Source organism: Corallococcus sp. AB038B (assembly GCF_003668955.1).
In the GTDB taxonomy this organism is placed as follows: Bacteria; Myxococcota; Myxococcia; order Myxococcales; family Myxococcaceae; genus Corallococcus; species Corallococcus exiguus.
Window position 1 is genome coordinate 637,738 of the sequence record NZ_RAWO01000003.1, and the last position, 25,895, is coordinate 663,632.

At 66.6% G+C, this 25,895-nt stretch carries 26 protein-coding genes; 15 read left to right on the top strand and 11 right to left on the bottom strand.

The annotated features are described in order from the left end of the window. Positions 1–172 precede the first annotated feature (172 nt). The gene (locus D7Y04_RS18780; protein WP_147477138.1) at positions 173–2,737 is read left to right on the top strand and encodes a hypothetical protein; all 2,565 of its coding nucleotides are present in this window, start codon (positions 173–175) and stop codon (positions 2,735–2,737) included. Positions 2,738–2,762: 25 nt separating this feature from the next. Here the strand turns inward: D7Y04_RS18780 and D7Y04_RS18785 are convergent, their stop codons facing one another. Both D7Y04_RS18785 and D7Y04_RS18790 read right to left on the bottom strand, forming a co-directional pair. Next, positions 2,763–3,080: a hypothetical protein gene (locus D7Y04_RS18785; protein WP_120593302.1), complete on the bottom strand. Its 318-nt coding sequence runs from the start codon at positions 3,078–3,080 to the stop codon at positions 2,763–2,765. 78 nt (positions 3,081–3,158) lie between these two features. Continuing rightward, the gene (locus D7Y04_RS18790) at positions 3,159–3,509 is read right to left on the bottom strand and encodes a PaaI family thioesterase (RefSeq protein ID WP_121760207.1); all 351 of its coding nucleotides are present in this window, start codon (positions 3,507–3,509) and stop codon (positions 3,159–3,161) included. Between D7Y04_RS18790 and D7Y04_RS18795 the strand changes: the two genes are divergently transcribed. Continuing rightward, complete coding sequence (locus tag D7Y04_RS18795) at positions 3,399–4,103, top strand: GlxA family transcriptional regulator (RefSeq protein ID WP_121760208.1); 705 nt, start codon at positions 3,399–3,401, stop codon at positions 4,101–4,103. The genes D7Y04_RS18790 and D7Y04_RS18795 overlap by 111 nt on opposite strands. A 16-nt stretch (positions 4,104–4,119) precedes the next feature. On the opposite strand, the gene D7Y04_RS18800 is transcribed toward D7Y04_RS18795, so the two are convergent. Next, a complete protein-coding gene (locus tag D7Y04_RS18800; protein WP_120593304.1) occupies positions 4,120–4,476 on the bottom strand; it encodes a hypothetical protein in 357 nt (118 codons plus the stop codon). A 167-nt stretch (positions 4,477–4,643) separates the two neighbouring features. Between D7Y04_RS18800 and D7Y04_RS18805 the strand changes: the two genes are divergently transcribed. Further along, positions 4,644–5,639 (top strand): zinc ribbon domain-containing protein, encoded by a 996-nt coding sequence (locus tag D7Y04_RS18805; protein ID WP_147454393.1) that lies wholly within the window; start codon positions 4,644–4,646, stop codon positions 5,637–5,639. Here D7Y04_RS18805 and D7Y04_RS18810 read toward each other — a convergent pair. Next, complete coding sequence (locus D7Y04_RS18810; RefSeq protein WP_120593306.1) at positions 5,608–6,378, bottom strand: hypothetical protein; 771 nt, start codon at positions 6,376–6,378, stop codon at positions 5,608–5,610. The two genes, D7Y04_RS18805 and D7Y04_RS18810, sit on opposite strands and share 32 nt — an antisense overlap. Before the next feature lie 178 nt (positions 6,379–6,556). Here D7Y04_RS18810 and D7Y04_RS18815 point away from each other — a divergent pair, with 178 nt between their 5' ends. The 4 genes from D7Y04_RS18815 to D7Y04_RS18830 all read left to right on the top strand — a co-directional run bounded on the left by D7Y04_RS18815 (position 6,557) and on the right by D7Y04_RS18830 (position 12,280). Further along, complete coding sequence (locus D7Y04_RS18815; RefSeq protein WP_233601500.1) at positions 6,557–7,672, top strand: sterol desaturase family protein; 1,116 nt, start codon at positions 6,557–6,559, stop codon at positions 7,670–7,672. Positions 7,673–7,684: 12 nt separating this feature from the next. Beyond that, a complete protein-coding gene (locus tag D7Y04_RS18820; RefSeq protein ID WP_120593308.1) occupies positions 7,685–8,545 on the top strand; it encodes a hypothetical protein in 861 nt (286 codons plus the stop codon). A 226-nt stretch (positions 8,546–8,771) separates the two neighbouring features. Beyond that, on the top strand, positions 8,772–9,854 hold the full coding sequence (locus tag D7Y04_RS18825) for a TIGR03118 family protein (RefSeq protein ID WP_233601489.1): 1,083 nt from the start codon (positions 8,772–8,774) through the stop codon (positions 9,852–9,854). A 191-nt stretch (positions 9,855–10,045) separates the two neighbouring features. Beyond that, complete coding sequence (locus tag D7Y04_RS18830) at positions 10,046–12,280, top strand: M9 family metallopeptidase (RefSeq protein ID WP_121760211.1); 2,235 nt, start codon at positions 10,046–10,048, stop codon at positions 12,278–12,280. 4 nt (positions 12,281–12,284) lie between these two features. On the opposite strand, the gene D7Y04_RS18835 is transcribed toward D7Y04_RS18830, so the two are convergent. Further along, entirely contained in the window at positions 12,285–13,019 is a 735-nt protein-coding gene (locus tag D7Y04_RS18835; protein WP_121760212.1) for a class I SAM-dependent methyltransferase, read from the bottom strand. 108 nt (positions 13,020–13,127) lie between these two features. On the opposite strand from D7Y04_RS18835, the gene D7Y04_RS18840 reads away from it, so the two are divergent. Both D7Y04_RS18840 and D7Y04_RS18845 read left to right on the top strand, forming a co-directional pair. After that, positions 13,128–13,370, top strand: a complete 243-nt coding sequence (locus D7Y04_RS18840; protein ID WP_120593312.1) for a hypothetical protein — start codon at positions 13,128–13,130, stop codon at positions 13,368–13,370. Between the two features lie 36 nt (positions 13,371–13,406). Next, a complete protein-coding gene (locus D7Y04_RS18845; protein ID WP_233601501.1) occupies positions 13,407–14,276 on the top strand; it encodes an endonuclease/exonuclease/phosphatase family protein in 870 nt (289 codons plus the stop codon). A gap of 22 nt (positions 14,277–14,298) precedes the next feature. Here the strand turns inward: D7Y04_RS18845 and D7Y04_RS18850 are convergent, their stop codons facing one another. After that, entirely contained in the window at positions 14,299–15,300 is a 1,002-nt protein-coding gene (locus D7Y04_RS18850; RefSeq protein ID WP_121760213.1) for a GlxA family transcriptional regulator, read from the bottom strand. Between the two features lie 75 nt (positions 15,301–15,375). Between D7Y04_RS18850 and D7Y04_RS18855 the strand changes: the two genes are divergently transcribed. The 3 genes from D7Y04_RS18855 (at position 15,376) to D7Y04_RS18865 (ending at position 17,292) form a co-directional block, all read left to right on the top strand. Then, positions 15,376–16,212, top strand: coding sequence for a dienelactone hydrolase family protein (locus D7Y04_RS18855; RefSeq protein ID WP_121760214.1), 837 nt, complete (start codon positions 15,376–15,378; stop codon positions 16,210–16,212). Between the two features lie 275 nt (positions 16,213–16,487). Beyond that, positions 16,488–16,757, top strand: a complete 270-nt coding sequence (locus D7Y04_RS44060) for a hypothetical protein (RefSeq protein ID WP_147454394.1) — start codon at positions 16,488–16,490, stop codon at positions 16,755–16,757. A 73-nt stretch (positions 16,758–16,830) separates the two neighbouring features. Continuing rightward, positions 16,831–17,292 (top strand): nucleoside deaminase, encoded by a 462-nt coding sequence (locus tag D7Y04_RS18865; protein WP_120593317.1) that lies wholly within the window; start codon positions 16,831–16,833, stop codon positions 17,290–17,292. A gap of 276 nt (positions 17,293–17,568) precedes the next feature. On the opposite strand, the gene D7Y04_RS18870 is transcribed toward D7Y04_RS18865, so the two are convergent. Continuing rightward, positions 17,569–18,333: a hypothetical protein gene (locus D7Y04_RS18870; protein WP_121760272.1), complete on the bottom strand. Its 765-nt coding sequence runs from the start codon at positions 18,331–18,333 to the stop codon at positions 17,569–17,571. 140 nt (positions 18,334–18,473) lie between these two features. Here D7Y04_RS18870 and D7Y04_RS18875 point away from each other — a divergent pair, with 140 nt between their 5' ends. Next, a complete protein-coding gene (locus D7Y04_RS18875; protein WP_120593318.1) occupies positions 18,474–19,007 on the top strand; it encodes a hypothetical protein in 534 nt (177 codons plus the stop codon). A 45-nt stretch (positions 19,008–19,052) separates the two neighbouring features. Here D7Y04_RS18875 and D7Y04_RS18880 read toward each other — a convergent pair whose 3' ends face one another. Together D7Y04_RS18880 and D7Y04_RS18885 are read right to left on the bottom strand one after the other, a co-directional pair. Then, the gene (locus D7Y04_RS18880; RefSeq protein WP_120593319.1) at positions 19,053–19,808 is read right to left on the bottom strand and encodes a DNA alkylation repair protein; all 756 of its coding nucleotides are present in this window, start codon (positions 19,806–19,808) and stop codon (positions 19,053–19,055) included. 157 nt (positions 19,809–19,965) lie between these two features. After that, on the bottom strand, positions 19,966–20,337 hold the full coding sequence (locus tag D7Y04_RS18885) for a hypothetical protein (RefSeq protein WP_121751841.1): 372 nt from the start codon (positions 20,335–20,337) through the stop codon (positions 19,966–19,968). 313 nt (positions 20,338–20,650) lie between these two features. Between D7Y04_RS18885 and D7Y04_RS45720 the strand changes: the two genes are divergently transcribed. Beyond that, positions 20,651–20,851, top strand: coding sequence for a DUF1615 family protein (locus D7Y04_RS45720; protein ID WP_233601490.1), 201 nt, complete (start codon positions 20,651–20,653; stop codon positions 20,849–20,851). Between the two features lie 28 nt (positions 20,852–20,879). Here the strand turns inward: D7Y04_RS45720 and D7Y04_RS18895 are convergent, their stop codons facing one another. Both D7Y04_RS18895 and D7Y04_RS18900 read right to left on the bottom strand, forming a co-directional pair. Next, a complete protein-coding gene (locus tag D7Y04_RS18895) occupies positions 20,880–22,520 on the bottom strand; it encodes a hypothetical protein (protein ID WP_147477139.1) in 1,641 nt (546 codons plus the stop codon). Positions 22,521–22,834: 314 nt separating this feature from the next. Further along, positions 22,835–24,559, bottom strand: a complete 1,725-nt coding sequence (locus D7Y04_RS18900) for an FG-GAP-like repeat-containing protein (RefSeq protein ID WP_158620535.1) — start codon at positions 24,557–24,559, stop codon at positions 22,835–22,837. 222 nt (positions 24,560–24,781) lie between these two features. Here D7Y04_RS18900 and D7Y04_RS46385 point away from each other — a divergent pair, with 222 nt between their 5' ends. After that, positions 24,782–24,910, top strand: coding sequence for a hypothetical protein (locus tag D7Y04_RS46385; protein WP_255428478.1), 129 nt, complete (start codon positions 24,782–24,784; stop codon positions 24,908–24,910). Positions 24,911–25,895: the final 985 nt, after the last annotated feature.

The following is a 25,895-nucleotide window of genomic DNA, read 5'->3' on the forward strand; positions in this document are numbered from 1 at the left end:
CGCCAACTCGATGGTGCCGTTCACGTTCTTCTCCGTGGGGAAGGCGAAGAACCGGAGCTTCCCATCGCGGTCCTACCCGCGCTCCGCCACGCCGGGGTTCATCCTGGGCCCGAAGAGCGCGATTGATACCTCCGCGCGCGCGGGTGGCCGCCTGCATGTCGACGGGGCTCGCGTGTTCGAGCTCTGCGACCTCTTCGCGCCAGGGACCCGGGACCTCCCGATTCCCCTCAGCGACGTCGCGATCCAGTCCAAGCGGGCGGTCTGCGTGGAGGTGCTCCGGACCTTCAAGGGCAAGAACTTCCAGCTCAGCGGCGGAAATCCCCACAGGGACAGCCGGTCTCCGGACTGGCGGATCCACGGCTACCCCATGCTCTGCATCATCGGAGGGGCGAGCAAGGTCTTCCCGAAGGACCAGGGAGAATGGCGGGCGGTCCAGTGTGTCTTCGGCGCGCTGCTGACCCAGCAGATTCGCGCCAGGGGGATTGGCATCGAGGTCGTCTCGCGGGAAGGGTTTGGTTCGGTGTTCCCGACGCTCGCGGACCTCCCGGACGGCATCCGGCTCGACCCGGGACTGCTGCCGCCCGGCGCGGGAGCGGCCGCCATCGCCGCGGCGCTCACGGTCACCGACCAGTTCATCACCGAGATGCGGAAGCTGAAGGTGCCCGAATCGATCGGCACCTTGAATGGCTACACCTCCGCGGCCCTTGAAGCCGTCGACCGCCTGATGGCTGTCTTGCATGACCACGCATTGACGACGCCCCTGGCCAACGCCAGCACCTACGCGGCGGCCGTCTCGAGGTACACCGGCCGCGCGGCCGAATGCGCGCTGCCAGCGGTCAAGGCCACCATCGCCTACGAACTTCCCGGCATGCTGCCCATCGCCTGGGGCCCCAAGAAGAAGCTCCGTCCCGAGCCCGAGGAGGACTCCGGCTATGGGTCGGAGTCCGATTACGAGGACGAGGACGAGGACGAACCGGCGCCTAAGAAGAAGAGCGGCAAGAGCGACGGGGACGAGGAGGTCGCGACCCGCGAAGGATTCACCGTCAAGAAGATCTCCGTTCTCTCCGGCATGGCCGCGCTCCGGATGGCCACGTTCTACGGGATGCATTATTCCAAGGCCTTGTTCAACGCCAAGGGGAGCATGAAGGACAGCGGATTGACAGGCACGCAGTTGCTCAATGCCTGGGCTCCCTACTTCGAGCTCGACCACGATCCGATTTATCAGGGAATTGTCTCGAAGGATGGCGTGCGGCTCCTGGTCATGGACGGCGCGCCGAACCCCATCAACATCACCGGCGACGCCATTCCGAAACAGAATCAACTGGGCGCCGTCGTCATTGACACGACCAACAACACGTCGAGCGAGAAGGCGGAGTATCTGGCTTTCTTCCAGGCACTCCTGGCGAGCGCCCCAGACTCCAAGAAGCCCGGCGGATTGCTGTTCATGGTCGAAAGCGCCAGCAAGCACCCCACGGGCGGAGACCTGGTTCACGGGGTCATGCGGGTGTGTGGCACCCGCGTGTCGGTCAGGGCGTTCTTCACCAATTTCCTCAAGAACCACCTTGAGATCATGAGCAGCACCACCAGCGCCTACGGTCTGACAGTGCTGGACGACAATGAGACGCTCGCGCGGCGAGCGATGCTCACGAACCGGCTGGTGATGCGAAACGGGGATCTCTTCAGGACGGGCGGCACCGCCAGCCCCGTGGGCTCCGAGCCTGGCGTCTCCAAGCCGGGCGGCGTCGAGCTTGTCGGCTCCAAGCCTGGCGGTGCCGAGGATGCGCCGGCAGTACCGCGTCCGAGCACGGACCTCCCGCTGTTGGCCCTCCGGAACAGGGGCAAGGTGAGGCGGGTCGCGCTCCGCCCCCTTGTGGCGCCGGCTCCCATCGATGGCTCGAAGAAGAAGGAAGTCCCGTCAGCCAGCGCAGAAGGGAGGGAGGAGCCGGATGTGGCTTCGTTGAAGAAGCAATTCGCGGCGCTGGGGTCGTTCGAGGCCCCGCCGCTGGTGGCCCCGAATCTCGAAGCCCCCGGCTACTATTACGAGGAGGACGACATCTACAACCTCCAGCGGTACCTGCTCAGGAACCAGGCGAATGTCGCGGTCCTGCCAGGGGTCAGCAGGCCACAGTGGCTGCAGATGGGCCCCGCCGCGTACACCACCGGCGTGCACCCGGCGATCACCACGAATACGCAGATCATCATCCAGCCGCTCAACCGGGGCGGCAACCACTGGGCCCTGCTCTACATCACGCTGGGCGCGCCCGACCCGCTCGGGGGCCGCCACGCGAGGCTGCTCTATCTCGACCCGCTTCACCCCAACGATGTCCCCGTCGAAGACCTCCGTCTTCTGCAGCTGCCGTTCCCTGGAATCGAGATCGAGCACTGCGACATCCCATATCAGGATGACAACGATGGACCTCTGCTGAAGGGCCAGGACAGCTGTGGCGCCTGGGTTGTCCATCTGGCGGTGCACCTGGCGAGCAACGGCCATGTCCTGCCTCCCGCCAGCCCGAACCGCAGGACCGCCGCGCTGCTGCTGCGACATGACCACAATGCAGACATCGCGGCGGCCCGGGTCCTGGACCTGCCGGTCGCCCCCGTTGACCGCCGGCTGCATGTCGTTGAACCGCGCGGAGGGCCCGTCTTGAGGCGCCGCGCCAGCTTCGGGAGCCTGCCGGCCCTGGCGTCGTCAGGGCTCCAGGGAGGAAAGAAGAAGCCCCCCAGCTCCGAATACTGAGGGTCTTCCCTGGCCTGTGTGAGCCTCAGGGGCAATGCGTGCAGTAGAAGTAGTCGGTATAGACGGGGTAGGCGCTCTCCACGCCCCAGCAGGTGGGATTGCAGGACGCATCCAGCTCACACTCACCGACCTGCCCATCGGCTTGCATGGGGAGTGAGGTCCAATAGGTGGTGAGCCTGGGGACGTAATATTGAGTGCAGGCGCTCGCCTTCACGGAGCCTCCTGACTCGGAGACCACCGAAGGCAGCTGTCCTTCGTTCCCGGTGCCTTCCAGGCTGGAATCGCCTCCGCACGCAGCCAGACCCGACGCCAGGAACGCAGCCACTGCCAGGAGTTGCTTCATGGGGCCCTCACCTCGTGAAAGGAGTTACGGATGAATCTCGCACATTCGTTCATCCCAACTCCAGCCGGGGTCGCCTCTTCACCTCAGATAAGCAGTTGCCTGGAAGGCCGCGACCTGCCGCTCCCCGGAGTCAAGCACGCGCACTTCATACGTGGCCAGCTTCCGGCCGCGTGAAAGCTCGCGGGCTGTCGCATCCAGGGGACCGTCATTCGCCGCGGTCAGGTACGTGATGTTGGCCTGGATGCCGATGGCTGTCTGGCCATGCGAGTTGCAGGCCGTGGCGAAGGCGATGTCGGCCAGCGCGAAGATCAAGGCGCCGTGCGGCGTCCCAAGCCCGTTCAACCGGCGAGAGGACACCGGAAAGCGGACGCGAGCGGTCCCTGGACCGCGCACAACCAGCTCGCGGAGACAGGCCTGCTCCATGGACATACGGCCACGACCCACTGGGCCAGCCTGGACCGCTGCCGGCAGCAGTATCCCGGAGTCGACTGGACGAGCGACCTGCGCATCTCGGTCACGGGGCAGATCGTGACCGCACGAGACATGGGTGCGTCCGCGGTGGCACTCTGTCACGGGGTCGGCCGCGCGCTGAGCGCCGCCATCGCCGAGCGCACCTACCAGTATTCGCTCATCCAAGAGCCCGGCTCCGAAGCGTTGCCGCTCCTGCACACCCTCCCCCTCCGAGACCACCGGGACGCCCCGGTTCTTGAGGTCCAGGAGTGGCTCGAAACCCGCTACGCCGAGCCTCTGTCAGCGAAGGAAGCCGCGAAGCGGGTGCACATGAGCCCGCGAAACCTGCGCCGCCGCTTCCTTGAAGCGACAGGGCGAACACTGTTGGCGTACCTCACGGAGGTCCGCCTGGCGCGAGCGCGGGCGCTGCTGAACTCCAGCGACGAAGCCGTCTCACAGATTGCGCACCGGGTGGGCTACGCGGACGCCTCCACGTTCACCGCGCTCTTCAGGAAGCACCACGGCCAGACGCCGACCCTCTATCGCGAGTCGTCCAGGGGCGCCGCTGGCTGACCGGCAGCGCGCGCACTCAAAGCGCCAGCAGCACATCCACTTGCGCCTGGAGCGTCCGGGCCTCTTCATGCTTGCCAAGTCGGGTGTAGAGCGCCACCGCGTCGCGACGCTCCTGCATTTCACGCTGGACGAGCGCATCCACCGCCTCCGGCGACAACAGCAACCGGGCCACCTCTCCACTGCCGAGCCCGCTCACGCCGCCGGCGATGCCGCCAGAGACCGGAGCAGGAGCGACGCTCACGTCGGGCGCCTCGGCATTGTCGATGGCGGCGAGCGTTTCCCGAAGCACCGCCGAAGCGGGCGCGTTTCGGGTGCGCAGGGACTCCTTCAGCGCGGCCCGCAGCGTTGCCTTCCATTCATCCACGGTCTTCATGCGTCCACGGTAGCAGTCGACAGAGTCCTACGACGCCTGCAAACGCTCTTGGACACAGGCGACCCAGAAGAGGACGCGTCAAGGCGGATTGACGGCTCCGGGTGGGACGCTGGACAGTGGCGGCCCCAGGGTCCTTCAACGCGCCCAGCCCCACCAGACAGGTCCACATGTATCGCTGCCCCCGTTGCAAGCACGAGTTCGTGGTCAACGCGTTTCTCGTCGGCGAGGCAGAGCTCACCAAAGCCTGCCCGCAGTGCAAGGCGGGCAGGCCGGCAGCGGGAAGCGGGGCGAGCAGCGCGCCCCACCCGCGGCGCGAGAGATACGCCAACTCCGCTCGCAGCATGGGGGGAACCCTGGCCATCTGGATTGGACAAGGAGACAACCCGGGACAGGTGCACAACGCGCAGCTCGTGAAGGCCTCGGAGAACGCGGTCCTGCCCTCCGAACGGGCCTATCCCGAGGCGTTGGCGGGCGTCTGCAATGCCATCGTCACGGAGTTCTTCCGCGTCCTGCTCACGGGGGACTCCCTCATCCCCTTCTACGAAGACATGCTGTGCATCACCGACTTCTACCGGAAACTTCAAACCCACTACAACCAGACGATGCAGGAATACCGGCTCGCCGCGAGGTTGGTGGCAAGGAACGACCTCCTCATCCAGCGGTACACTGCCCTCCTCGCTGGTGGCGGACAGGTACAGCCCGCCATCAGGGCGCATTGGGAAGCGCAGCGGGCGCGCGCACTGCAAAGCATCGATGACAACTCCGACAAGGTGTTCAGGTTGGTCAAGCTGCTCTACACGACCCCGAGTCTGGTCAGCAGCGGCATCACGGACACGCTGGTTCAGAAGAACCTTCCGGTGGATGCCTCCATCGCACTGAAGGCCATCTCTTCCGCGGGCTGTTATCTGTTCGCACTTCAGGGAAGGACCCAAGGACACGCGGTCGGAATCTACAGGACGAAGAACCTGTTCAGGGATGACCTGTTCCTGTTCATTGATCCGAATTCGGGTGTGTTCGCGTTCCGCGACCTCACTGCCTTCAGCGCCTTCCTCAGGATCTACTGGGACGTGGCGCTGGCCAAGGTCTACACGACCGGCACGATCTGCCAGTACGCATTGAAGAAGAAGCAGGTCAGGTCGAGTACCAGACCCGGTGGGGAATGAGCGAGGGCATGTCGTTATAGAGCGCCTCCCAGAGCTTCACGAGGAAGGCGGCGAGCCCCTTGGGATCCTGGACGAACCGGAACTCTCCCACGTTCGGGTCGAAGAACTCGTACACCGTCCTGCGTTCCAGGCGCCTGCGCAGGGCTTCCTCTTCGCTCATGAGCGGTTCGCGGATGTAGAAGGCCACCGCGTGCCCCACCTTCTTCTCCGCCGAATCAAATTGGAGGATCAACCCCTGGTATTTCGAAAGAGGCTCGTCCTCCATGTCGAGCAGACTGCTCGCGACGATTGACGTGAAGGCAGTGACGGGCCGTGCCCTGTCCACCTCCAGCTTCTTCAGGGTGAGCGCATGCAGCTCCTTCCAGCCGAACTCCTGGGCCTCCTTGTCCGCCAGATGCCGGAACTTGGAATGGACTGCCTTCGGGTCGTGGTCCAGCTTCGACAGCTCCATTGCGAGTTCCATGGTCAGCGCCGTGGTGGGAGCCTTGAGATGCAGGTCATGGATGGTGATATGCCGGGTGGCGAGGGTGAGCTTTGCCTGCCGACTGGTGAAGTCGGCATGGTCGAAGTTCTTTCCACCCGCCATCTTCCGGCGCAGCCAATCCATGCTCATTCCCAGACACACCCCACCCCGGCTGGCGATGCGCCCATCCAACGACTGGTCCCAGAAGTAGACCAGCCGCTTCTGCTCTTGTGCCTCCAGCTTGAGCGCCTCGAACTTGACCTGATTCACCGGCATGCAACCTCCCAGGAGTTCAAGCGAGTATCGGCAACAAGCCCGCAAGGTGAAAGCCACTCTCTCGCTTCCACATCCGATATGGCAGTGCCCGGGACAGGCCCGGACCTTCGCTCTCTTCTCCTGAAGGTGGTGTAGGCTCATGCCTCGCCGCACTCCTTCTGGACGGTCTTCCTTGGAAATGCTTCTTGATCCCGCCCGGCGCATCGACCTGGGCAAACGCGCCGGTGTCACCGGCGGGTTGTTGGGTGTGCTCTGCGTGGTCGCGGAGTTCTGCTTCCTGTTCCCCCACGTGCTCGTGTCCAACGATGGCCGGGCCTTCTATGTGGAGCACCTGGAGGTCTTCCGGGGCATCCTCCAGGTGTCCATCATCGCCACCTTCCTGCTGGGCACCTTCAGCGTGATGACCCTGCGCTCCAAGGCGCACGGCGGCATCGCCATGGTGCTGGCGCTGGTGGCGCTGCTTCTGGGAGGCAGCGAGGCGGAGCCCCTGACGCACACGCAGCGCGCGATGAGCGCGGGCCTGGACTTCTTCGCGTTGGACCTGCTGGTGCTCGGGCTCGTGTTCATCCCCATGGAGCGGCTGTGGGGGCTGAACGACCAGAAGATCTTCCGCCCCGGCTGGCAGACCGACCTCAAGCACTTCTTCGTCAGCCACGTGGGCGTGCAGCTCATCTCCTTCGCGGTGCTCATCCCCGTGCAGGTGTTCCTGTCCTGGGCCGTGAAGCTCGACTTCCAGGCGCACGTGGCCGCGCAGCCCATCTGGTTGCAGTTCTTCGAGATCCTGCTGGTCATCGACCTGGTGAGCTACTGGGTGCACCGGGCCTTCCACACCGTCGGGTGGATGTGGAGCTTCCACGCCATCCACCACTCGACGCTGCAGATGGACTGGCTGGCCAGCTCGCGCAGCCACCTGGTGGACATCCTGGTCAACCGCTTCGCGGGCTTCGTGCCGGTGTTCCTGCTCGGTTTCCACCCGTCCGCCATCTACGGCTACCTCGTCTTCGTGTCCTTCCACGCGGTGTACATCCACGCCAACGTCAACCACCGCTGGCCGTACCTGCGCTGGATCTTCGCGACGCCGGAGTTCCACCACTGGCACCACACGTCCGATGACGAAGGCATCGACAAGAACTTCGCCGTCTTCCTGTCGTTCATCGACGTCATCTTCGGCACCGCGCACATGCCGTCCCACTGGCCCTCGAAGTACGGCACCACGAAGTTCCAGCCGCCGGAGACCTACCTGGGTCAGCTGGCGTACCCGTTCAAGCGCCATGAAGAGACGCCCTACGGGTAGCCCTCGACCACCATGGGAAAATACAAGCTGATCTCCAAGCCGTTTCCCGCGCTCACCACGGGGGACGTCAAGCACGGCGGGACCGGCCTCATCGAGGACGCACGACACGTGGTGTCTCCGTTGAGCGTGGGCAACAGTCACGCGAGCACGCCTCTTGAGTTCCTTTTCAAGAAGTTCGCGGTGCACGTCATGTCCTTCGAGATCGAAGGTGCCGAGGCGCCGAACTGGTTTGGCGTGAGCTTCCGCAAGGGCATCCAGTCCTTCGATTCCGTGAACATCTTCTGTCACCCCAGCCCGGGGACCGCCGGGATGACGGACCGGGACTACCCGACGCGCGCGGGTTCGTGGCCGCGCCTGTTCCGCTACGCGCAGATGATGGGGGCCCAGTTCGCCATCGCCGGCTCCGACCAGGTCGCGATCGTCCCCTTCTTCAACAATGCGTCGTACTCGAGCACGGGCCTCTTCGGTGCGAACTGGAAGGACATCGTCCTGGACATCCTGACGGAGGTGAGGGCGGAAGCGCTGCAACGCACCGACCCCTTTCCCGTGGTGCTGAAGGACGTCGTGCTCTCCGACTTCAGCTTTGGCCGTGGCCTGATGCGGAACATCCGGGCGCGAGCCCCCGGCCTGTCCCGATACCTGCGGGAGATCTGGGACTTCGACGGTGTCGGCGGGGCGCCTCCCTACGGAGCGGGAGAGGTGGGCGCCATCCTCTACGACCAGTCCACCGGCGGCGACCCGCGCATCTTCCATGTGCCGCCGACCCGGTGGCAGCAGTTCCACGGCAAGATTGCTTCAAGCGTCCACAGCAACATCCCGGACCTGCTCGCGTGTCACGCGGCCACGGTGAGCACCGTAGGCCGCGGCGGATAGCGCCCGGTCCGGGGTCGGATGACGCGTTGGAAGCCGGGCAATAAGCACTGGCAGTCATTTCCCTGCTCAAAAGGGCCTGTTGCGGTGGAGTGCCCCTCTTCTCAGGTTTCAGCCAGACGAGAAGGTCACAGCAGCGCGATAGCTCAAGGGGGGAATCATGAAGACAACGTCGATTCGCGAACTGGGGCTGCGGTGTAGGGGATATGTGCTTGGATTGTCGCTTGCCGTGGTAGCGCTGCCTGGAGCGGCCATCGCCCAGGCACCAGGCGGGCTTCCCAACACGTACACCCAGAGGAACCTTGTCTCCGATGGCAGCGTGGCCGCGGAGCATCCGGATCCCAATCTGATCAACGGCTGGGGGCTTGCCTTCAACCCGTTCGGCGCCGCCTGGGTCGCCGACAACGGGACGGGGGTGTCCACCCTCTATGACGGCGATGGGAACGCGCAGCCGCTCGTGGTCACCATCCCGGTGCCCACGGGAGCCACGGCTCCGTCGAGCCCCACGGGCGTCGTCTTCAACGGCTCCGAGAGCTTCGTGGTCACCTCGGGAAGCGCCAGTGGGGCTGCTCGCTTCATCTTCGTGACGGAGGAGGGCGTCGTGGCCGGCTGGTCTCCGCTGGCGGCCCCAGCCAGTGCCATCCTCACGGTGGACAACTCCGGCAGCAACGCGATCTACAAGGGCGTCGCCCTGGCGAACAATGGCACCGCCGCCTATCTCTACGCGACCGACTTCCACAACGGGAAGGTGGATGTCTTCGACAGCAATTTCGCGGCGGCCACGCTGAGCGGGAACTTCACGGACCCGAACCTGCCTGCCGGCTTCGCGCCGTTCGGCATCCAGAACATCAACGGCGACCTCTACGTGAGCTATGCGCAGCAGGACGATGAGCGCGAGGACGACGTGCACGGCGCGGGCCTGGGCTACGTCAACGTCTTCGATTCAAACGGGAACCTGATCCGCCGGCTCATCTCCGCGGGCAGCCTGAACGCGCCGTGGGGCATGGCCGTGGCGCCAGCCAGCTTCGGGCGGTTCGCCGGGCGCCTGCTGGTGGGCAACTTTGGCGACGGCACCATCAACGCCTTCGACACCGTGACGGGCACCCTGGATGCCCAACTCCAGGGCACCAACGGGCAGCCGATCGTCATCGACGGCCTCTGGGGGCTCGCATTCGGCAATGGCCTGCTGAACCAGCCCACGAGCACGCTGTTCTTCACCGCGGGTCCGGCGGAGGAGAGCCAGGGCCTGTACGGCCGGCTGGACGTGGCCACCCCGGGCGCGACTCGCGTCCCCTCCCGTCCCACGCGCTGAGCCGCGCGCGGTCGAAGCAGGGAACACTTCAGGGATGCGCCCGGGGAAGCCTGCCCCGGGCGCGTCCCTTTTTCTTTCGCATCGACAGGGCCCCCATCCCTCGAATGCGTCAGGCCTGTCAGACCTGTCTGCTAAATCATGCTCAACACGAATCAACCCAAGCCAAAATCCCCCACCCGGAGCATGAGTGCATGCGTTGTCCTGCCACGGATTGGTATCGCTGGAACTTCGCCTTCGCTGTTGGGCTCATCCTGTGCGCGACGAGCGCGCTCGCCCGCCCTGGTGCGCCCCCACCCGCCGAGTCCTCCTGGGAGGGCCACGGGCTGGAACATCCCCATCAACGCATCCAGCCCGACGAGCGCGAGCCGGAGATGGCCCCCGAGCGACTGCGACAGAAGCACGCTCCTGGCCTCCGGTCGCGGACCCTGGTGGCCTGTGAGCCGGCTGCCTTCGCGTCCGCCAGTGGCATGGAGCTTGTCTCACGGGTGAAGGGCTCCACGGAGGACTGTCTCAACTCGCTGTTCTATGCGACGGCCCCCCAGTCCGGGCAGATCTTCATCGAGAGCAAGATGGTCACCATCGCCAACGCGCTCACCGTCAGCGCCCAGCAGTACGCGGGCAACAACTCCGCGCAGACACTCCAGCTCATCCTGTTCCTGCGCGCTGGCTACTACGTCCAGTTCTACCAATCAGGCACGGTGGGCAGCTACGGAGCCTCGCTGCGCGACGCCATCCGCCCGGCCCTCGCGGCCTTCGTCGCCAATACCCATTTCACGGACGTCAACGACGCGCACGGCGCGGTGCTGCGGGAGTTCGTCATCCTCATCGACAGCGCGGTGGAGGCAGCCCAGCACCTGGGCACGCTCCGGGGCCTGCTGGACCGCTTCAATGCCTCCGCCGAGGCGTCCTATTACATGAGCAGCGCCACCAACAGCGTCTACCAGGTCCTCTACCGGAGCCATTCCAACGCGGACTTCCTGGCGGCCGTGCAGGCGGACACGTCCATCCTCCAGGCGCTCGAGTCCTTCATCACCCGCACCGAACACCTGCTGGGCACCTCCAACCAGTACCTCACCGTCAACGCGGCGCGCGAGCTGGCCCGCTTCCTCAGACACACCGGACCGCTCCAGACCCTGACGCGCCCCAAGGTGAAGGCGGTCATCGACAACCACTCGATGACCGGTCCCTCGGCGGGCGTCTGGGTGGGCACGGCGGAGATGGTCGACTTCTACGACAAAGCCAATTGCGCGTACTACGGCACCTGCGACTTCCGCCGGACGGTGGAACAGACGGTGCTCGGCATCACCCACACCTGTGGCGCCACCCTGCGCATGCGCGCGCAACACATGACAGCGACACAGCTCACGCAGAGCTGCGGCCAGCTCGCCACGCAGGAGACGTACTTCCACGACACGCTGAAGACGAACCGCGTGCCCGTGGCCAGCGACAACAACACGTCCCTGGAGGTGATCATCTTCGACAGCAGCCTCGACTATCAGAACTACGCCGGGGTGCTGTTTGGCATCAGCACCAACAATGGCGGCATGTACCTGGAAGGGGACCCCGCCGCCTCCGGCAACCAGGCCCGCTTCATCTCCTACGAGGCGGAGTGGCTGCGGCCCAGCTTCGAAGTCTGGAACCTGCGCCACGAGTACGTCCATTACCTGGATGGCCGCTACAACATGAAGGGTGACTTCAACACGAGCACCAGCCAGCCCACCGTCTGGTGGATCGAGGGCCTGGCCGAGTACATCTCCAAGAAGAACGACAACGCCGGCGCGGTGACGCTGGGCAAGAGCAAGGCCTTCCAGCTCAGCGAGGTCCTGCGCAACAGCTACAGCAGCAGCGCCGACCGCGTGTACTCATGGGGCTATCTGGCCACGCGGTTCATGTTCGAGCGGCACGCGGACCAGGTGGACACCTTCCTCAACCAGTTCCGCGCGGGCAATTACGCCACCTATCGCCAGTCCCTGGATGCGCTGGGCACGACGAACGACACGGAGTTCCACCAGTGGATTGACTGCGTCTCGAGGGCCGCGGACCCGAGCGTCTGCGTGCCCCCTGGCTCCGGCCCCGGGCCGATTCCTGCCTGCACGGCGTCCAACCCGCAGCAGCTCGACAACGACTGCTACCGGGGCCCGCTGGCCTCCACCGGCACGCTGCTCTACTTCTATCTCTATGTGCCTCCCGGCGCGCGCAACCTGCGCTTCGTGGCAAGCGGCGGCACGGGCAACGCGGACCTGTATGTCCGCAGCGGCACCTGGCCCTCGCAGACCGTGTATGACTACCGGCCCTACCTCCCAGGCAATGACGAGACGGTGGAAATCCCCTCCCCCACCACTGGCGCCTACTACTACCTCATGCTCATGGCCCGCACGCCCTACTCGGACGTGAAGCTGGAGGCCCACTTCGACAGGGTGCCCTGAGGGGCTACTCCGCCACGCAGGTGAACACGGTGGCGTGGGGCTGTCGCAGATAGGGCTCCCAGTAGCTGGCGCCCATGGCGGTGACGCCCTCCGGGGAGACCTGCGGCTCGCGCCAGGTGATGTCGCGAAAGCCTGCGTCCCGGAGGGCTGCCTCGTAGGTGGACCGCGTCCAGTGGTACGCGACGAGCGCGAAGGGCAGCTCCGGGAGGACGCTGACCATGCGCACCTCGTCGCCCTCCTGGCCGCGGGACTGGAGCTCGAAGCCATAGGGCCGGTAGTAGCCGGAGTCGGCGAGCTGGATGTCCGGGCTCATGCAGATGGACACCAGCCGGTGCCCGGGCGCCAGTGCCCGGCGAAGCATGCCGCACATCGACCGCAGGTCCTGACGAGAGGGCGCGTAGTGGAGCAGGTACGCCGCCACCACCACGTCGAAGACGCCCATATCGCCCGCGCGGGCCGCGTCCTGGACGACGTACTCGATGCCCAGCGGAGCCTCGCGCTCCAGGTGGCGGGCGTAGTCGATCATTCCCTCGGACGCGTCCAACCCGACGACCCGTTTCGCGCCGCGCTGTTTCAACCGCCGGCTGTAGAGACCGGTGCCACAGGCCACGTCCAACACGGATTGGCCTGTGACGTCGCCCAGCGCACTGAAGAAGGTGAACTCCTCGAAGTGCTTGCGGTAGGGCGCTTTCGCGGTGGCCTCGCTCAGCTTCGCCAGCAGGTCGTATTGGTTGCTCATTTGTTATTGACCGGGGAACCCGACGGCTAAGGTTTTCCATGGTTGCCAAGCTCATCTCGAAATGCAACTATTCCAGGAAAACATCCCTACTGCGTCGGAGGTTTCGCCATGAAGTTGTCGAAGCAGTCCCTGCTTGTCGCGGCGGTGTTTCTTCTCTCGGCGAGCAGTGGCTTCGCGCTGTCCTTCCAGGGTACGGGGCCCGTGTCCCAGGCGCCCCGGTTCTGCACCAACTCCCTTCAGTGTGAAAACCCGTGGTCGCCAGACGGCGAATGCTGCGCCGTCCAGCCCCTGGACCCCAGCATGGGCATCTGCGCCCCGCGCCAGGCCGGGCTGCCCTGCCTTGACGTCTGAACCCGCACATTCCCAGGAGGAGTCCACGTGAAGCAGATGCTGATGGGATTGTTGTGTGCCCCCTTCGTCGCGCTGGCGAGCGAGGCTCCGGCCCCGGCCGAGTCCCGCGAGGCGCAGGAAGCGGCTGCGTTGGTCAACCCCGGTTACATCGTCGCGATCACCCACAACATCGCGGGAGAGCTTGCCTACGGGGGCGGCACGGGCGCCATCGACCTGGTGAACGCCTTGATGGGCGGCGCCAATCAACCTGACGTGGTCGCCCTCCAGGAGGTCTGCCAGACGCAGGCAAGTGCGTTCTGGAACGCCAACTATCCCCGGGGCTATTGGGCCGCGTTCTACCCCACCAAGTACAAGGCTGCGTGCGGAGGCGTCGGTGGGGCGCTCAACCACGGCAACCTGATCGCCGTGCGGACGGAGTACGGCCCCTCCGTGCAATACAACCTCGACCTCCCCGGGAACTCGGGCCACGGGATGATCTGCATCGACTTCACCAAGCAGAGCCGGGCCTTCCGGGCTTGCAGCACCCATCTCATCGCGGGCTCGGGCCCGGACGACAACACGCGGCTGGCTCAAGCCAATACAATCCGCTCCTGGGCGACCAGTTGGATGAACTCGGGCTACCGGGTCATCGTTGGCGGAGACTTCAACGCGGCGCCCAGCTCGCCCGTCATCCAGACGTTGAACCACCTGGGCAACGGTGACCCTTTCATCGACGCGGACTTCAAGGCGCCCCGCGAGACCAAACGTCAGTACAGCCCGGCCTGCAACCAGCCGTGGAACTCGAAGCTCGACTACGTGTTCTTCTCGTACAACTGGACGGGGAGGAACAACATCGAGGCCACCCTGCGCGGGGAGACGTGCTCCGATCACCGCGCGCTCATGGGAACGGCCAAGGTGACGAACTGAGCCGGGTTCACCGGCTCGGAACTCATCCCTGACGGGAGCCCCTCGGCCGCCTGCCGCGGGGGCTCTCGCCGGCGTATCGCCGGTACACGCGTCGAAAGGCAGCCGCGTCGGCGTAGCCCACCCGGGCGGCGACGTCATCGACCGAGTCCCGGGTCGTCTCCAGGAGATGGGAGGCATGCGCCACGCGGACGCGCTGCACGAACTCGAGCGGCGTCATGCCCAGGCCGGCCTGGACCCGTCGCGCGAGCGTGCGCGGTGACGTGGCGGCGGCGCGGGCGAGCTCCTCCAGCGACAACTGCCGGCCGAGGTTCGCGGTGATGAACCGTTCGACCAGGCGCAGCGCCGGGTCCGAGACGCGCAGATGCTCCATCACCATGTATCGGGCCTGCGAAACGCGCTCGTCGAGCACGAGGTAGCGAGCCACCAGGTGCGCCAGTGATGGGCTGGCGACGCGCGCGAGGATGGCCAGCATCAAGTCGGCGTGCGCGAAGGCCGAGCCCGCGGTGAGGATGCCGTCACTCTCGATGACCATCCGGTCCGCGCGGACGGTGACCTGGGGGAAGCGGCGCACGAACGCGGGCACCAGCCACCAGGTCGTCGTCGCGTCCCGTCCCGCGAGGAGCCCCGCCGCCGCCAGGACGAAGGTCGCCGAGCACGAAGCCGCGACCATCGCCCCCTTCGCCGCCGCTCGCGCGAGCAGCGCCATGCCGCGTGCGGTGTCGGCGCGGGAGAGCAACTGTTCGACGGCGCGCTCACTGGCCGCGGAGAGTCCGGGCACCAGCAGCACATCTCCCGCCTTCACGCTTCGCAGGCTGAGCGCGCCGTCCACGCAGACGGAGCGACCCGTGCCGGAGCGGACCGGGCGGCCGTCCAGCGACACCACGCGTTGACGCAGTGGGTTCGCTCCTCGAGGAGCGCTTGGGACAAGGCCTGACTCCAGCAGGCGCGTGGCCGTGTTGATCACGTCGAGGCCAACACCCAGCGGGCCCTCGGCCACGCCATCCAGCACGACATGCCAAATCATGCGTGGCAAGAGTAGACCGAAAGCTGTCAGTGTCGCCACTGGCTCGCCAGGGAGGGTTTCCCGCATCGTCCGGGCATGACTCCTCCCGCCCCCGAGCCCACCGCCGACGATCCCCTGGATGACTTCGAGCGGCGCGCCATCACGCTTCAGGAGACCGTGCGCACCGTCTACGTCGCCGGTCGAGGTCCCGCGGTCATCGTCATGGCCGAGATGCCTGGCATCAGCCCTCACGTCGCGCGCTTCGCACGGTGGGTCCGGGATGCAGGCTTCATGATTTACATGCCGTCGTTGTTCGGGAGGGATGGGGCCTATCCGCAGGCGGAGGCGGGGCTCGCCGTGATGAAGAAGGCCTGCGTGAGCGCGGAGTTCCGCGCGTTCGCTGCGAATGCGTCAAGCCCTGTGACGCAGTGGCTGCGTGCGCTCGCGAGCCTCGCGCACCAGGAATGTGGAGGACCCGGCGTCGGCGCCATCGGCATGTGCTTCACCGGCAACTTCGCGCTCAGCATGATGCTCGAGCCCGCCGTGCTGGCGCCCGTCCTGTGCCAGCCCTCGCTGCCGCTCGACACTCCGGGCGCGATTCAGATCGCCCCCGAGGAAGCCGCGGCCGTGAAGGAGCGGCTCGAGCGTGAAGACCTGACGGTGCTCGCATACCGCTTCGACGGCGATCGCTTCTGCACGGCGCAGCGCTTCGCCGCCTACGCCGAAGCGCTGGGGCCTCGCTTCCGCCCCAGGGTGCTGCCGTCGTCGGCCGCGAATCCCAAGCCCCCGCCCTTCTTCGAGCGGATCGTCGGCGGTGCGCACAGCGTCGTGACCGCGCACCTCATCGACGCGGCCGGAGAGCCGACCCTCGCGGCGCGAGACGACATCTTGTCCTTCTTCGCGCGGAGGCTTCGCCAGGAGGCGGCTCCGTGAGGACCGGATGAAGGGCGGGGTCACCCGTTCTTGCGCAGCCCGTCGTGTCGCGTGGCACGGCGACGAGGATGCGAAGGAGGCCACGGCGCCGGAAACGCGATATCCTGGCAATGCAGTACAACCAGGGAGACGTCATGCGAGGATTTTTCGGGACGGTTCTGTTGGCCGGGCTGCTGGCCGCATGCGGTGGCTCGGAGCCGGAGTCGGAGTCGGACGCCAGAGGGGTGCAGGAAGCGTCGTGCCTGAGCGAGTGCCAGGCGGAGTACCACCAGTGCATGGTTGAGAACGCTGGCAACGGCCCCGGCAAGGTGCTGTGTGGCTACGCGCTCAATGCGTGCAAGGCGAACTGTCCTCCGGGGGGCGCGCCCGCGGCGGAGCATGTATCGCAAGCCGAAGCGTCCATCGTCATCCCGGACTGCACCGTGTTCGAGGGCTACGCGTGCGCGCCCCCGCGTGCACGAAAGAGCTGCTACCACAACCAGTCGGGCCAGCAGACTCCTGGCCTGTGCATCTGCTCGGCTGCGGGCATCTGGTCCTGCGGGTGAATGAGGGCAGCGGCCCTCGATGAAGCGAAGCCACGCGCCACTGCGTGCTGCTCGTCGCAGCCGGAGGTCTCTGATGGAGCCGTCCACCGAAGAATTCATGCGCGAGGCCATCGCCCTGGCTCGCGCCAATGTTGAGTCGGGTGGCCGTCCGTTCGGGGCCGTGCTCGTGCGCGACGGTCGGGTGATCTCGCGCGCGGTCAACGAGGTCATTCAAACGAAGGATCCCACCGCCCACGCCGAGCTTCTGGCCATTCGCAATGCAAGCCAGAGCCTCGGCAGCGCCAGCCTGAGTGGCTGTATCATCTACGCCAGCGGTCATCCCTGTCCGATGTGTCTGGCCGCCATGCACCTGTGCGGTATCCAGGGCGCCTACTTCGCCTACGCCAACGAGGAGGGCGAAGCCTTCGGCCTCTCCACGGCGCCAATCTACGCGCAGTTGGCCCGCGGGCCCCAAGCCCAGTCCCTCCCGCTGCGAGCGCTGCGCCCGGCGGACGAGCATGGACTGTACGACGAGTGGAAGCGCCGGCAGGACTGACCCATCAGGAACTCCAGATGAGGCCCCTGCGGCCGCTCCCACCCGGCCTGCGTCTGGATTACAGCGCGTAGCGCACGCGGAAGCCGTGGATCAGCACACTGTCGTTGATGACTGACTTGGCCGCGAAGCCGATGGTGTAGCTCGCACGTGTCACGCGTCGGGCGGGAGGGGATGGTGCAAGGGTAGAAACCATCCACATCAAGACGCCCGATGTATGTCTTGATGCATCTCCAAGACAGCCCCATGACCGAAGACCTGCTTCGGGAAGCGCACTCATCACCCCTCGACGATGAACGTGGTGGAGTCCACTCCGGTGTTGCCGGTGACGGGGTCGTACGCAGTCACCGTGACTTCGTATGCGCCCTGCTGCTGAACGGAGAGTTCTGCCTCGAAGGTGCTGGTCTTCCCGGCGTACTTCAGGGGGACCTGGGTGAGCGGCTTTCCATTGTGCTTCACCGTGGCCTGCAACTCATAGCGATTGGAGTCCCAGAGCCCCTGGGGCTCCGTCGGGCAGCCACACATGAGGACGAGGTTGGCGCGAAGAGGCAGGGTGAGCTTCTTGTCTTTCGCGAGCTTGACGAACTCGTGAGCGGAGGGCGTCAGCACATCCACCACGAAGCCAGGCAGCTCCAGGATGAGGCCATCGCCCTCGATGTGCTTGCCGGGCAGCAGCCAGAGCTGGGTCGTGCTGGTCGCGAGCGCCTGCCGCTGCGCAAGAGGCCCGGACACCTCCACCGTCACCAGCCGCGGCTCGGCGAGGTCCAGGGTGGCCGTGAACTTCGCGGAGGCCTCATCCGCGAGCGGTGCGCCCCGCACCTGTGGCTGCTTCATCAGCGTCTGCGTGTTGCCTGTCGAGCCGGCGGTGACGCCGCTGGCCAGCATCTGGCCGGTCTGCCCATCCCGGAGCACCACGCGCACGCCCCCCATGGACGTCCCGATGAACTTGCCGTCCCGCGCACGGGCCCTCACGACCAGCCGCGTCTCCGCGGCAAGTGCCGTCGAGGAGAGCAACACCAGGACCCAGGGGATGAGGCTTCGCATGATTCGCTCCGTATCGGAAGGGAAGGTCTGAAGCGAAGCCACGTACCACGGCTTGCTCCCCGTGAAGGCGCGCACTGCTAGAATCTCGCGCCATGAGTCAGAAAGCTGCTTCGAAGTCGGGTGGGGCCAGGATCCTCCTCATGCTCGGTTGCGTGGTGCTGGCGATGGGTGGCGGCGTCTTCGCGGCGTTGAAGCTGCTCGGCGGCGGCGCGGGCAAGACCGACGTTGGAAACCGGAAGGCGCTCGCTTCGGTGCAGGCCCAACTGCGCACGGTCGATGCGTGTGTCATCGAATACAACCAGTGGACCCGGTCCCATCACCGGCAGATGCACCGGCGAAACGTCTTCATCACGTCCTGCGATGCGAAGGGCCTCGTTCCCAGGAGCGCGAAGGTGGTGCTCCCCGAGCAGTGGTCGCATGACACACTCTCGTTCAAGGCGGAACGCTCCTCGGTGAATGACGAATGGTCCATCCTGGTGGACACGGAAGCGGTGCCCTTCCCGGTCCTGGTCGCGGGACTGGAAGAGCTCGCGCCCATCGTCGCGCGTGATGCCTCCGAGGCCCTGGAGAAGAGCCGGGCCGCCGAAGCAGCGAGCAATGCGAAGTATGAAGAGCAGCAGCGCCAGCAGGAACAGCAGCGGCGGCAGAACCAGGAAAGCTACCCCTCGCGGTGAAGCGGGCACAAGCCCTTGCAGAGGCATCGAGGACGCGCCGCGAGTTCAGGATGTCTTGTACTCCAGCGACAGCAGCGCCTTCCGTTGCTCCGGCTCCAGCCGTTCAATGGCATAGCGCAGGGTGTCCCGCTGCATCCCGGAGATGTTCTCCTGGATGAATGCCACCACCGCCTCCCGGTGGTGGTCCGCCGCGACCTTCAGCAGCCACCCCACGCTCTTCTGCACATACGGCTCCGGATCCAGTAGCAACCGGTGTGCATTTCCGAGAATCACTTCGAGGGGCAGCATGTACTTGGAGGATCGAATCCCGCGGCTCACGAACTTCACGAGCGCGACGTTCGCCGCCCTCCGACACCAGGGGGAACGGGATCCGGTCCAGTGCTGGATTCGGGTGAGCGCGGGCGTCCGGGTGAGGAAGAACGGGTAGAGCACGGTCAGACACAGGTCGTCGCACTGGGCCCAATTCCAGACGGAGTGCTCCAACCAGTACCGGAAGCGTTCCAGCAACGACTCGTCGAACGAGCGCCCGACCACCTTGCGAACTACGGCGAACCCCAGGAGCACCTCCTCGTGATGGGTCGCCTGGGCGAGTAGCGCCTCGGTCACCGCCAGGCGGTCCTCGGGCGGCAGGCCCTTCTCCTGGATGAACGCATCGGCGATGCGCCGCACCTCCGCGTTGCGGACCCCAAGGGCACGGATGTCCGTGGGGAAGTAGCGGCGCGTCGCCTCGGCGAGGCGGGGGTCACTCCGCGCCTTCAGGGTGCGTCGAAGCTCTTCGGTCACGGCGTGGGTCGCGCTCATTGGCCGCCACTCCAGGCCGCGGGGTGTTGAAGGTCAAGCCGCCAGGGCCAGGCCCCTGCCGCGTCCCGCCTGGGAAGGCGGCTGGGCGGGGCTGGCGTGTGTCCGCTGGAGATGAATGGCTTCTGCGCCGGTGAGGAGCGCGATAGCCAGTCCGCCGTCAGTTGCCGCGGTAGGTGGTGTTGAGGATGCCGATGCCCGCGCCTTCCACGTACAGGCTGACGGACGTGCCCTGGGTGGCGGCCTGGGTGGCGCGCTCGAACAGGCCCAGGCGCTCGGCCTCGCTGTACTGGTAGCCGGCGGACGAGGCGCCCGAGCCCAGGTAGTAGTAGTTGCCGACGAAGCTCCCTGTGCAGTTCGCCCCGGTGTTCACCTGCACGACCACGTAGCCCTGGCCGTAGGTGACGTTGGGTTGCCGGGTGTACGTCGCCGCGCAGACGTAGCCATTCACGGTGATGGGGGCCGCCAGGGCCGTGCTGGCAAATCCGACCGACATCATCACCGCCGAAACAACGATGGACGCTCGCTTCATTGTGTTGTCCCCTTATGCCGTTGGTTGAGGCCTCCGCGCCCAGGATGGGCGTGGGGCTCCGGAAAGCGTTTCTGCATTTCCGCTCGAAGTAACGTGCGGGGCGGTATTTCCTCCTCACCTCTTTTTCGCGTTCGAGTGCTTCTCGGAAACAGCAACCACAACCAGGTCGCGGGCTCTCACGCGAATGAGTCCCTTGCCACACCGGGCGTTCCGACGTGGTTCACCCATGCCCCTGAGGGTGCCTTGCATGGCCACCCAAAGGACATTCGCCCTGGATGTGTTCGCGTGCTGGAGGTGTGGAGGCAGGCGACGGGTGTTGGCGTACGTGAAGCGAGTGCGCACCTGGCCCCTGCGCGAGGGCCGCCCCAGAGCGCGGATGCTCTTCGCGGACTTCAACAGCGGTGTCTACAGCTCACGCAACGCCGCGCTGCAAGCCCAGGTCAGCAAGCTCACCGGGTCCGTGGACGTGCGCCACCCGCAGTGCCTCACCCGCCACCGCCAGACGGCGCGGTAGCGGGCGGGCCCGCCCGGGACTCCGCGGGCTACGGCGTGGTGAACGCGGCGCTGAACGTGGACGCGCTGGAGCCGGGCAGCCGCTCCATGCTGATGGAGGGCGCACGCCAGGGCTCGAAGCCCGGCGAGCCATCCGCCGTCACACGCAGGAAGTACGTGGAGGCGGGCTCCAGCGCGTTGGGAGGCAGGCGCAGGTACGTCCTGTCGCCGGGCACGTAGAAGCGCTTCGCGGGCGGCGTGACGGAGCTGTCGGTGAGCTGGGTGAGCGTCACGCTGTAGGCCTGGGGCGTGCCCAGGACCGGCTGCCGCCAGCTCACCATCGGCTGGGTGGTGCCCACCGACCGCGACACGTAGGCATCCAGGCCGTCGATGCGCACCTCCCGCGGCGGTGAGATCTTCGGCACGATGGGACCCGCGATGAAGTGCTCCAACCGGTCGACCACGGTGATGGAGCCAGTGGGGTAGTGCCCCCTGGCCCCCACGACGACCGGGGCCCCCGCGCGGAACGTATAGGTCGCGTACCCCAGCACGCCCCACGAGGCGGGATAGGGATTGCCGAAGGCCATCCGGCGCGTGATGACGCCGTTCTCACCGCGCGGCAGGGTCAGATTGAGCAGCTCTCCCTGGTAGCCCACCCAGCCATCCTCCAGGCCGTGCGGCACGGGCAGCACCTGGAAGATGGGCAGGCTGAGCGTCGAGTCCGGGTTCACGTCCGCGCGCCAGCGGGTGAACTCGGACAGGCGCCACTCCATGGAGAACTCGCTCCGGGGCGTGGGCTGCAGGCTGCTCGTCAGCGACAGGGGCGTGGTGCCATCCGGCGTGAACGCGAAGGACGGCAGGTGCTGGCTGCTCGTCACCGTGGTGTAGGCCATGGGCGCGCCGCTCGGCAGGGTCCCGGACGGCACGGCATTGAGCTGGTTGACGTACACCCGGTCGCCCTTCGCCGGGTCCAGGACGGGCAGCGGGTAGCCGGTGAAGCCTGTCAGGAAGGCGTCCGGGTCTTGATGGGACGTGGTGCCGGCCGAGGGCCACGCCGCGAAGTCGAGCGACGCGGCCAGGTCCACGTCGCCGCTGACCACCTGGAAGAGCGTGCCCGGCGAGCTGATGGACTCGTAGTCCTGCCAGGGATCCATCTGGGACAGGTCCGCCGTCACGGGCGTGTAGGTGACCGGCGAATAGACGGCGTCCGGACGCCCCACGCGGTTGACGCCCAGGTCGAAGCGCCGCTCCCGGGTCAGGTAGTAGAGGTGGTTGGAGCGGACGAAGAACTCCCCGTCCGGGATGTTCTCGAAGCGCATGCCGCCCGGCACGGGCGTGCCCGAGCGCCGGTCGAAGCCCACCCCGCTCGGGTCGGGCACGAGGAGCTCCAGGTCGCGGGTGGACAGGTCCTGGGGAACCACCGTCACGCCGGTGCTCGCATGGAAGCGGGAGTCGGCCGTCACCAGCACGGAGGTGTCGGGTACGCCCGCGTCCGGCTCCACCGGCCCCGCGTCGGGTTCGCCACAGCCCGGCAGCAGGTCCCCGTCGCTGACCGTCGCGGTGCCTTCGCGGGGGTCGCTCCACACGACGTCCGGACCCTTCACCTCATCCGAGGGAGGCCCTGCTTCCGCGCAGCCCAGCCAGGCCGCGCAGGAGGGAACGAGCAACAACGACAGACGGCGCAATGACATGACGGTCCCGGGAGGCATGCAATGGATTGACGGCCGGGCCTCAGCCCAGACCCGGCCCCTCTATACGCAGTGGGCGTTTTTCCCTGACTCATTGAATTTCCCGGGATTTTCCAGCAGCTCCCTGCGCGCTGACCGCGTCCGGATGGACCGCGCCGCGGTGGACGGTGAACGCGGAGAGGAGCCAATCTGGCGTGTGTCTCACGCTGCTCCCGCCCGCTACGCCCAAGAGGGCTCCTGTCCTTCCCATGCTCCGCGAGTGCTGCCCGGAGCGGCGTCCTCGCGAGGACGGCGCCGCTCCGGTGACTCCGAGGGGGCTACGGCGCGAGGGCGTTCGCGTCGAACGTCTTGCCCAGGAATACCTGGGTGCCCTGCGGGCGGCTTCCCACCAGGTCGACCTTCCCGTCGTGGTCCACGTCTCCGATGAAGCGAGGGAAGGCGGCCTGCCAGCTTCCGCCGGTGACGGTGAAGTTCTTCAGGACCCGCTGCGCCGGGAGAAACGTCGTGCCGGTGGAGAACGAGACCCAGACGTAGTCATGGCCGAACCCGATGATGTCCGCGCGGCCATCCGCGTTGAGGTCGCCCAGGTATCGCGGGTAATCCGCCGTGGCCCAGCTTCCCACGCTGGGGTCCGCTCCGTAGTCGGCGACCCAGAGGGCCGGCGGCGCGAAGGAGGCGGTGGTCGCGGTGGAGGTGGACAGCGCCACGATGACGCCCCACTCCGAGAAGCCCACGATGTCCGCCTTGCCGTCGCCATTCACGTCGGCGACCCGGCGGGGGTGGCGCACTCCGTCCCAGCCGCCCTGCGCGACGGAGCTGCCAAAGGCGGCCAGGGCCACCACGGGGGCCGCGAACTGCGTGCTCGCGGTGCACAGGGCCCCCGTGCACTGCGACAGAGAGACCACGGTGCCGCTGCCGTTGAAGCCGATGATGTCGTCGGTGCCGTCGCCATTGACGTCCTCGAGCATGCGCGGCGCGGCCAGGGCGCTCGGCCAGTTCGGGCTGGCGTGGTGGAAGCCGACGAAGCTGAAGGCGCCCGGCGTGAAGCTGAAGCCCGTGGAGTAGGAGAGCGAGACGCCGTTCTCGCCGAAGCCGACGATGTCGGCCAGGCCGTCTCCGTTGACGTCGCCGACGGAGCGGGGATGCAGGGTGCCGCTCCAGCCCGCGCTGGTTCCGAAGTCCGCCAGCCAGACCTGGGCCACCTGGAAGGTCCGCTGCGAGGCGTTCGCCGCGGCCACGCGCACGCCGTTGCCGTGGAAGTAGATGAGCTCGTCGTCTCCGTCCCCATCCACGTCCGCCAACTGGCGCAGGATCTCCCCGGGGGTCTCACCCTGGGTCCCGAACTGGTCGGTCCAGCGCCTCGGGCCATACACGCTGGCCACGCCCACCTTGTCGAACGCGCTCAGGTCCTCGGACATATTGCTGTTGCAGGCGTTCATGGACTGCATGAGCGAGTCGCGGTCGTAGCGGGTGTACGCCTGGCCGAGGTTCACATTCGCGCTGCACGGGGACTGGGCGTCGTCGCGGTGCTGCTCGTGGTTGAAGCCCATCACGTGCCCGAGCTCGTGGGAGGCGAGATATTGCAGGCGGCTGAGCCGGCCCGAGAAGTTGGTCCCGGGCAGGTCGATGTAGCCCGACCTGCCCTGCGATGGCAGGCGAAAGGCCCCCGCCATCCCCACGCTCACCATGCCTCCTCCGCTATCCGGGGGCGCGCTCGGTATCAACTCGAGGCGGACGTACTTCGCGGTGCCCGTGGTGGGGCACCCCTCAGTCCAGGTGAATTGGACCTGGGATTCGAACTCCCAGGTGCGAGCGAGGGACTCCTTCATGAGCTGCTTGTCCACGTCGTAGCCGGGCGTCAGCCAGCAGACCGGGATGACCGGGTCCGTGAGCGACCAGAGCTGGACTCCGTTCTCGGAGTAGAGCGCATCCGACTTCACGGAGAGGTCCGGCTCCCGCACGGGCGCCTGGACTTCTCCACCACATCCATTGATGACAACTCCAGACACCGCGAGCCACAGGACACGTCGAAGCAACGCCACGAAGGTTCTCCCCAAGGGGTTGGAATGGAAGACGGAACCCCTTTCGAGTGGGGCGGAGTCTACCGTCCGGGCCTGGAAGCGCTCCAAATGACGGACGTGCTGCTTGCCAATCCGCGCGGCGGTCGCTCGCGCGAGTCTGGGGGGGACTTCAGGGGGCCGGGTGTCAGGCCAGCCAGGTCTCCACATCCTTCAGCTGCGGCTGCGCGTCCGCGAGGAGGAACCATGACGGAGACACTGGAAGTCGTCCCACGGGAGCGAGAGGAAGGCGCGGCGGTCCTCCTGCGTTCCTGGCAGCTGACGAGGGCGCTGCTGCAGGAGCTGTCCCCCAGGGACCTGCGCACGGGGCGCTGATTCACCCAGCTGCTGTCCATCGACCTGCGGCTGGCGTGCGACCTGGCCAGCGCCTTCCACATCCGCTTCGACCCGGAGGACCCCGCGGATGTCTCGCGACTCTACGCCCTCCTCCCTGGGCAGAGGGCACCTGGAAATGCTGGTGCGTCGCTACCGAGAGGAGGGCGTGGCCCACGCGCCCAAGGCCCCGGCCGCCGTGCCACGCGCATACCCGGCGGCGCGGGAACAGGAGACGCCAGCGCGCATCCACTGAGGTCCCCTCCCCTCCAGGCCCTGAAGAAGGAGCTCTGTCGTTTCAGGAGTTCCGCCGGACCTGCACGGTGATCGCGCGGCGCCCGAGCTGCCACGTTGTCGCTGGGGGCATCCATGACATCACCCGGTAGGCCCTCGCCTGGCGTTGCTGTCGGAGGTAGTTTGCAGGAGGGCTGGTTGCACCCGAGTTTGCCGGCTCGGGGATGGCCTCGAAGAGCCAGGAGTGGTGCCTCTAGCGCTCCTGGCCCTTCGCTTCCCCGACCCCATCCTCTGGGTGGCAGGCGCGACGGAAGCCATCAGCCAGGCAGGTCGGTAGAACCGATACCCTCGGCGCTCGTGCCCGCGCGTGCGTGGAGAGCACCCGTCGGGGCGCGTTGTCGTCGATGGGGGTGGCCACCACGGACTCCGTCGCCATCCCGCGTGCAGCCACCGTGAAGGGGGCGGCAAAGAAAAAGCCTGGCAACCCGTACTGGATTGCCAGGCTCTTTCACTGTGGAGGCGGAGGGAATCGAACCCTCCGACCTGGGCTTGGAGAATCGCGCACTTCCCTTCACGGCCCCTCTGGGAAAGGTGAGAGCAGCGGCGCCAGAGCGCTGAACGACGCCAAGCAGCGTAACAACGTTACGCCCGTCTCCCCTGGCGCATCCGAGGTCGCTGCCTACCGCGAGAAGGTGCTGCCGGCCGACGGGCTGCCCGCGCTCATCGCGTAGAGGCGGCGTGCTCCGGGGCCGGC

Bases quoted from the DNA above. Each gene is read 5' to 3' on its own strand.
- D7Y04_RS18845 (WP_233601501.1), top strand. From the start codon at position 13,407: ATGCTGATGGGATTGTTGTGTGCCCCCTTCGTCGCGCTGGCGAGCGAG.
- D7Y04_RS18855 (WP_121760214.1), top strand. From the start codon at position 15,376: ATGACTCCTCCCGCCCCCGAGCCCACCGCCGACGATCCCCTGGATGAC.
- D7Y04_RS18805 (WP_147454393.1), top strand. From the start codon at position 4,644: ATGTATCGCTGCCCCCGTTGCAAGCACGAGTTCGTGGTCAACGCGTTT.
- D7Y04_RS18875 (WP_120593318.1), top strand. From the start codon at position 18,474: ATGCTCGGTTGCGTGGTGCTGGCGATGGGTGGCGGCGTCTTCGCGGCG.
- D7Y04_RS18790 (WP_121760207.1), bottom strand. From the start codon at position 3,509: ATGTCCATGGAGCAGGCCTGTCTCCGCGAGCTGGTTGTGCGCGGTCCA.
- D7Y04_RS18880 (WP_120593319.1), bottom strand. From the start codon at position 19,808: ATGAGCGCGACCCACGCCGTGACCGAAGAGCTTCGACGCACCCTGAAG.
- D7Y04_RS44060 (WP_147454394.1), top strand. From the start codon at position 16,488: ATGGTTGAGAACGCTGGCAACGGCCCCGGCAAGGTGCTGTGTGGCTAC.
- D7Y04_RS46385 (WP_255428478.1), top strand. From the start codon at position 24,782: ATGACGGAGACACTGGAAGTCGTCCCACGGGAGCGAGAGGAAGGCGCG.
- D7Y04_RS18885 (WP_121751841.1), bottom strand. From the start codon at position 20,337: ATGAAGCGAGCGTCCATCGTTGTTTCGGCGGTGATGATGTCGGTCGGA.
- D7Y04_RS18820 (WP_120593308.1), top strand. From the start codon at position 7,685: ATGGGAAAATACAAGCTGATCTCCAAGCCGTTTCCCGCGCTCACCACG.
- D7Y04_RS18800 (WP_120593304.1), bottom strand. From the start codon at position 4,476: ATGAAGACCGTGGATGAATGGAAGGCAACGCTGCGGGCCGCGCTGAAG.
- D7Y04_RS18870 (WP_121760272.1), bottom strand. From the start codon at position 18,333: ATGCGAAGCCTCATCCCCTGGGTCCTGGTGTTGCTCTCCTCGACGGCA.
- D7Y04_RS18835 (WP_121760212.1), bottom strand. From the start codon at position 13,019: ATGAGCAACCAATACGACCTGCTGGCGAAGCTGAGCGAGGCCACCGCG.
- D7Y04_RS18865 (WP_120593317.1), top strand. From the start codon at position 16,831: ATGGAGCCGTCCACCGAAGAATTCATGCGCGAGGCCATCGCCCTGGCT.
- D7Y04_RS18810 (WP_120593306.1), bottom strand. From the start codon at position 6,378: ATGCCGGTGAATCAGGTCAAGTTCGAGGCGCTCAAGCTGGAGGCACAA.
- D7Y04_RS18785 (WP_120593302.1), bottom strand. From the start codon at position 3,080: ATGAAGCAACTCCTGGCAGTGGCTGCGTTCCTGGCGTCGGGTCTGGCT.
- D7Y04_RS18850 (WP_121760213.1), bottom strand. From the start codon at position 15,300: ATGATTTGGCATGTCGTGCTGGATGGCGTGGCCGAGGGCCCGCTGGGT.
- D7Y04_RS18830 (WP_121760211.1), top strand. From the start codon at position 10,046: ATGCGTTGTCCTGCCACGGATTGGTATCGCTGGAACTTCGCCTTCGCT.
- D7Y04_RS18815 (WP_233601500.1), top strand. From the start codon at position 6,557: ATGCTTCTTGATCCCGCCCGGCGCATCGACCTGGGCAAACGCGCCGGT.
- D7Y04_RS18840 (WP_120593312.1), top strand. From the start codon at position 13,128: ATGAAGTTGTCGAAGCAGTCCCTGCTTGTCGCGGCGGTGTTTCTTCTC.
- D7Y04_RS18895 (WP_147477139.1), bottom strand. From the start codon at position 22,520: ATGTCATTGCGCCGTCTGTCGTTGTTGCTCGTTCCCTCCTGCGCGGCC.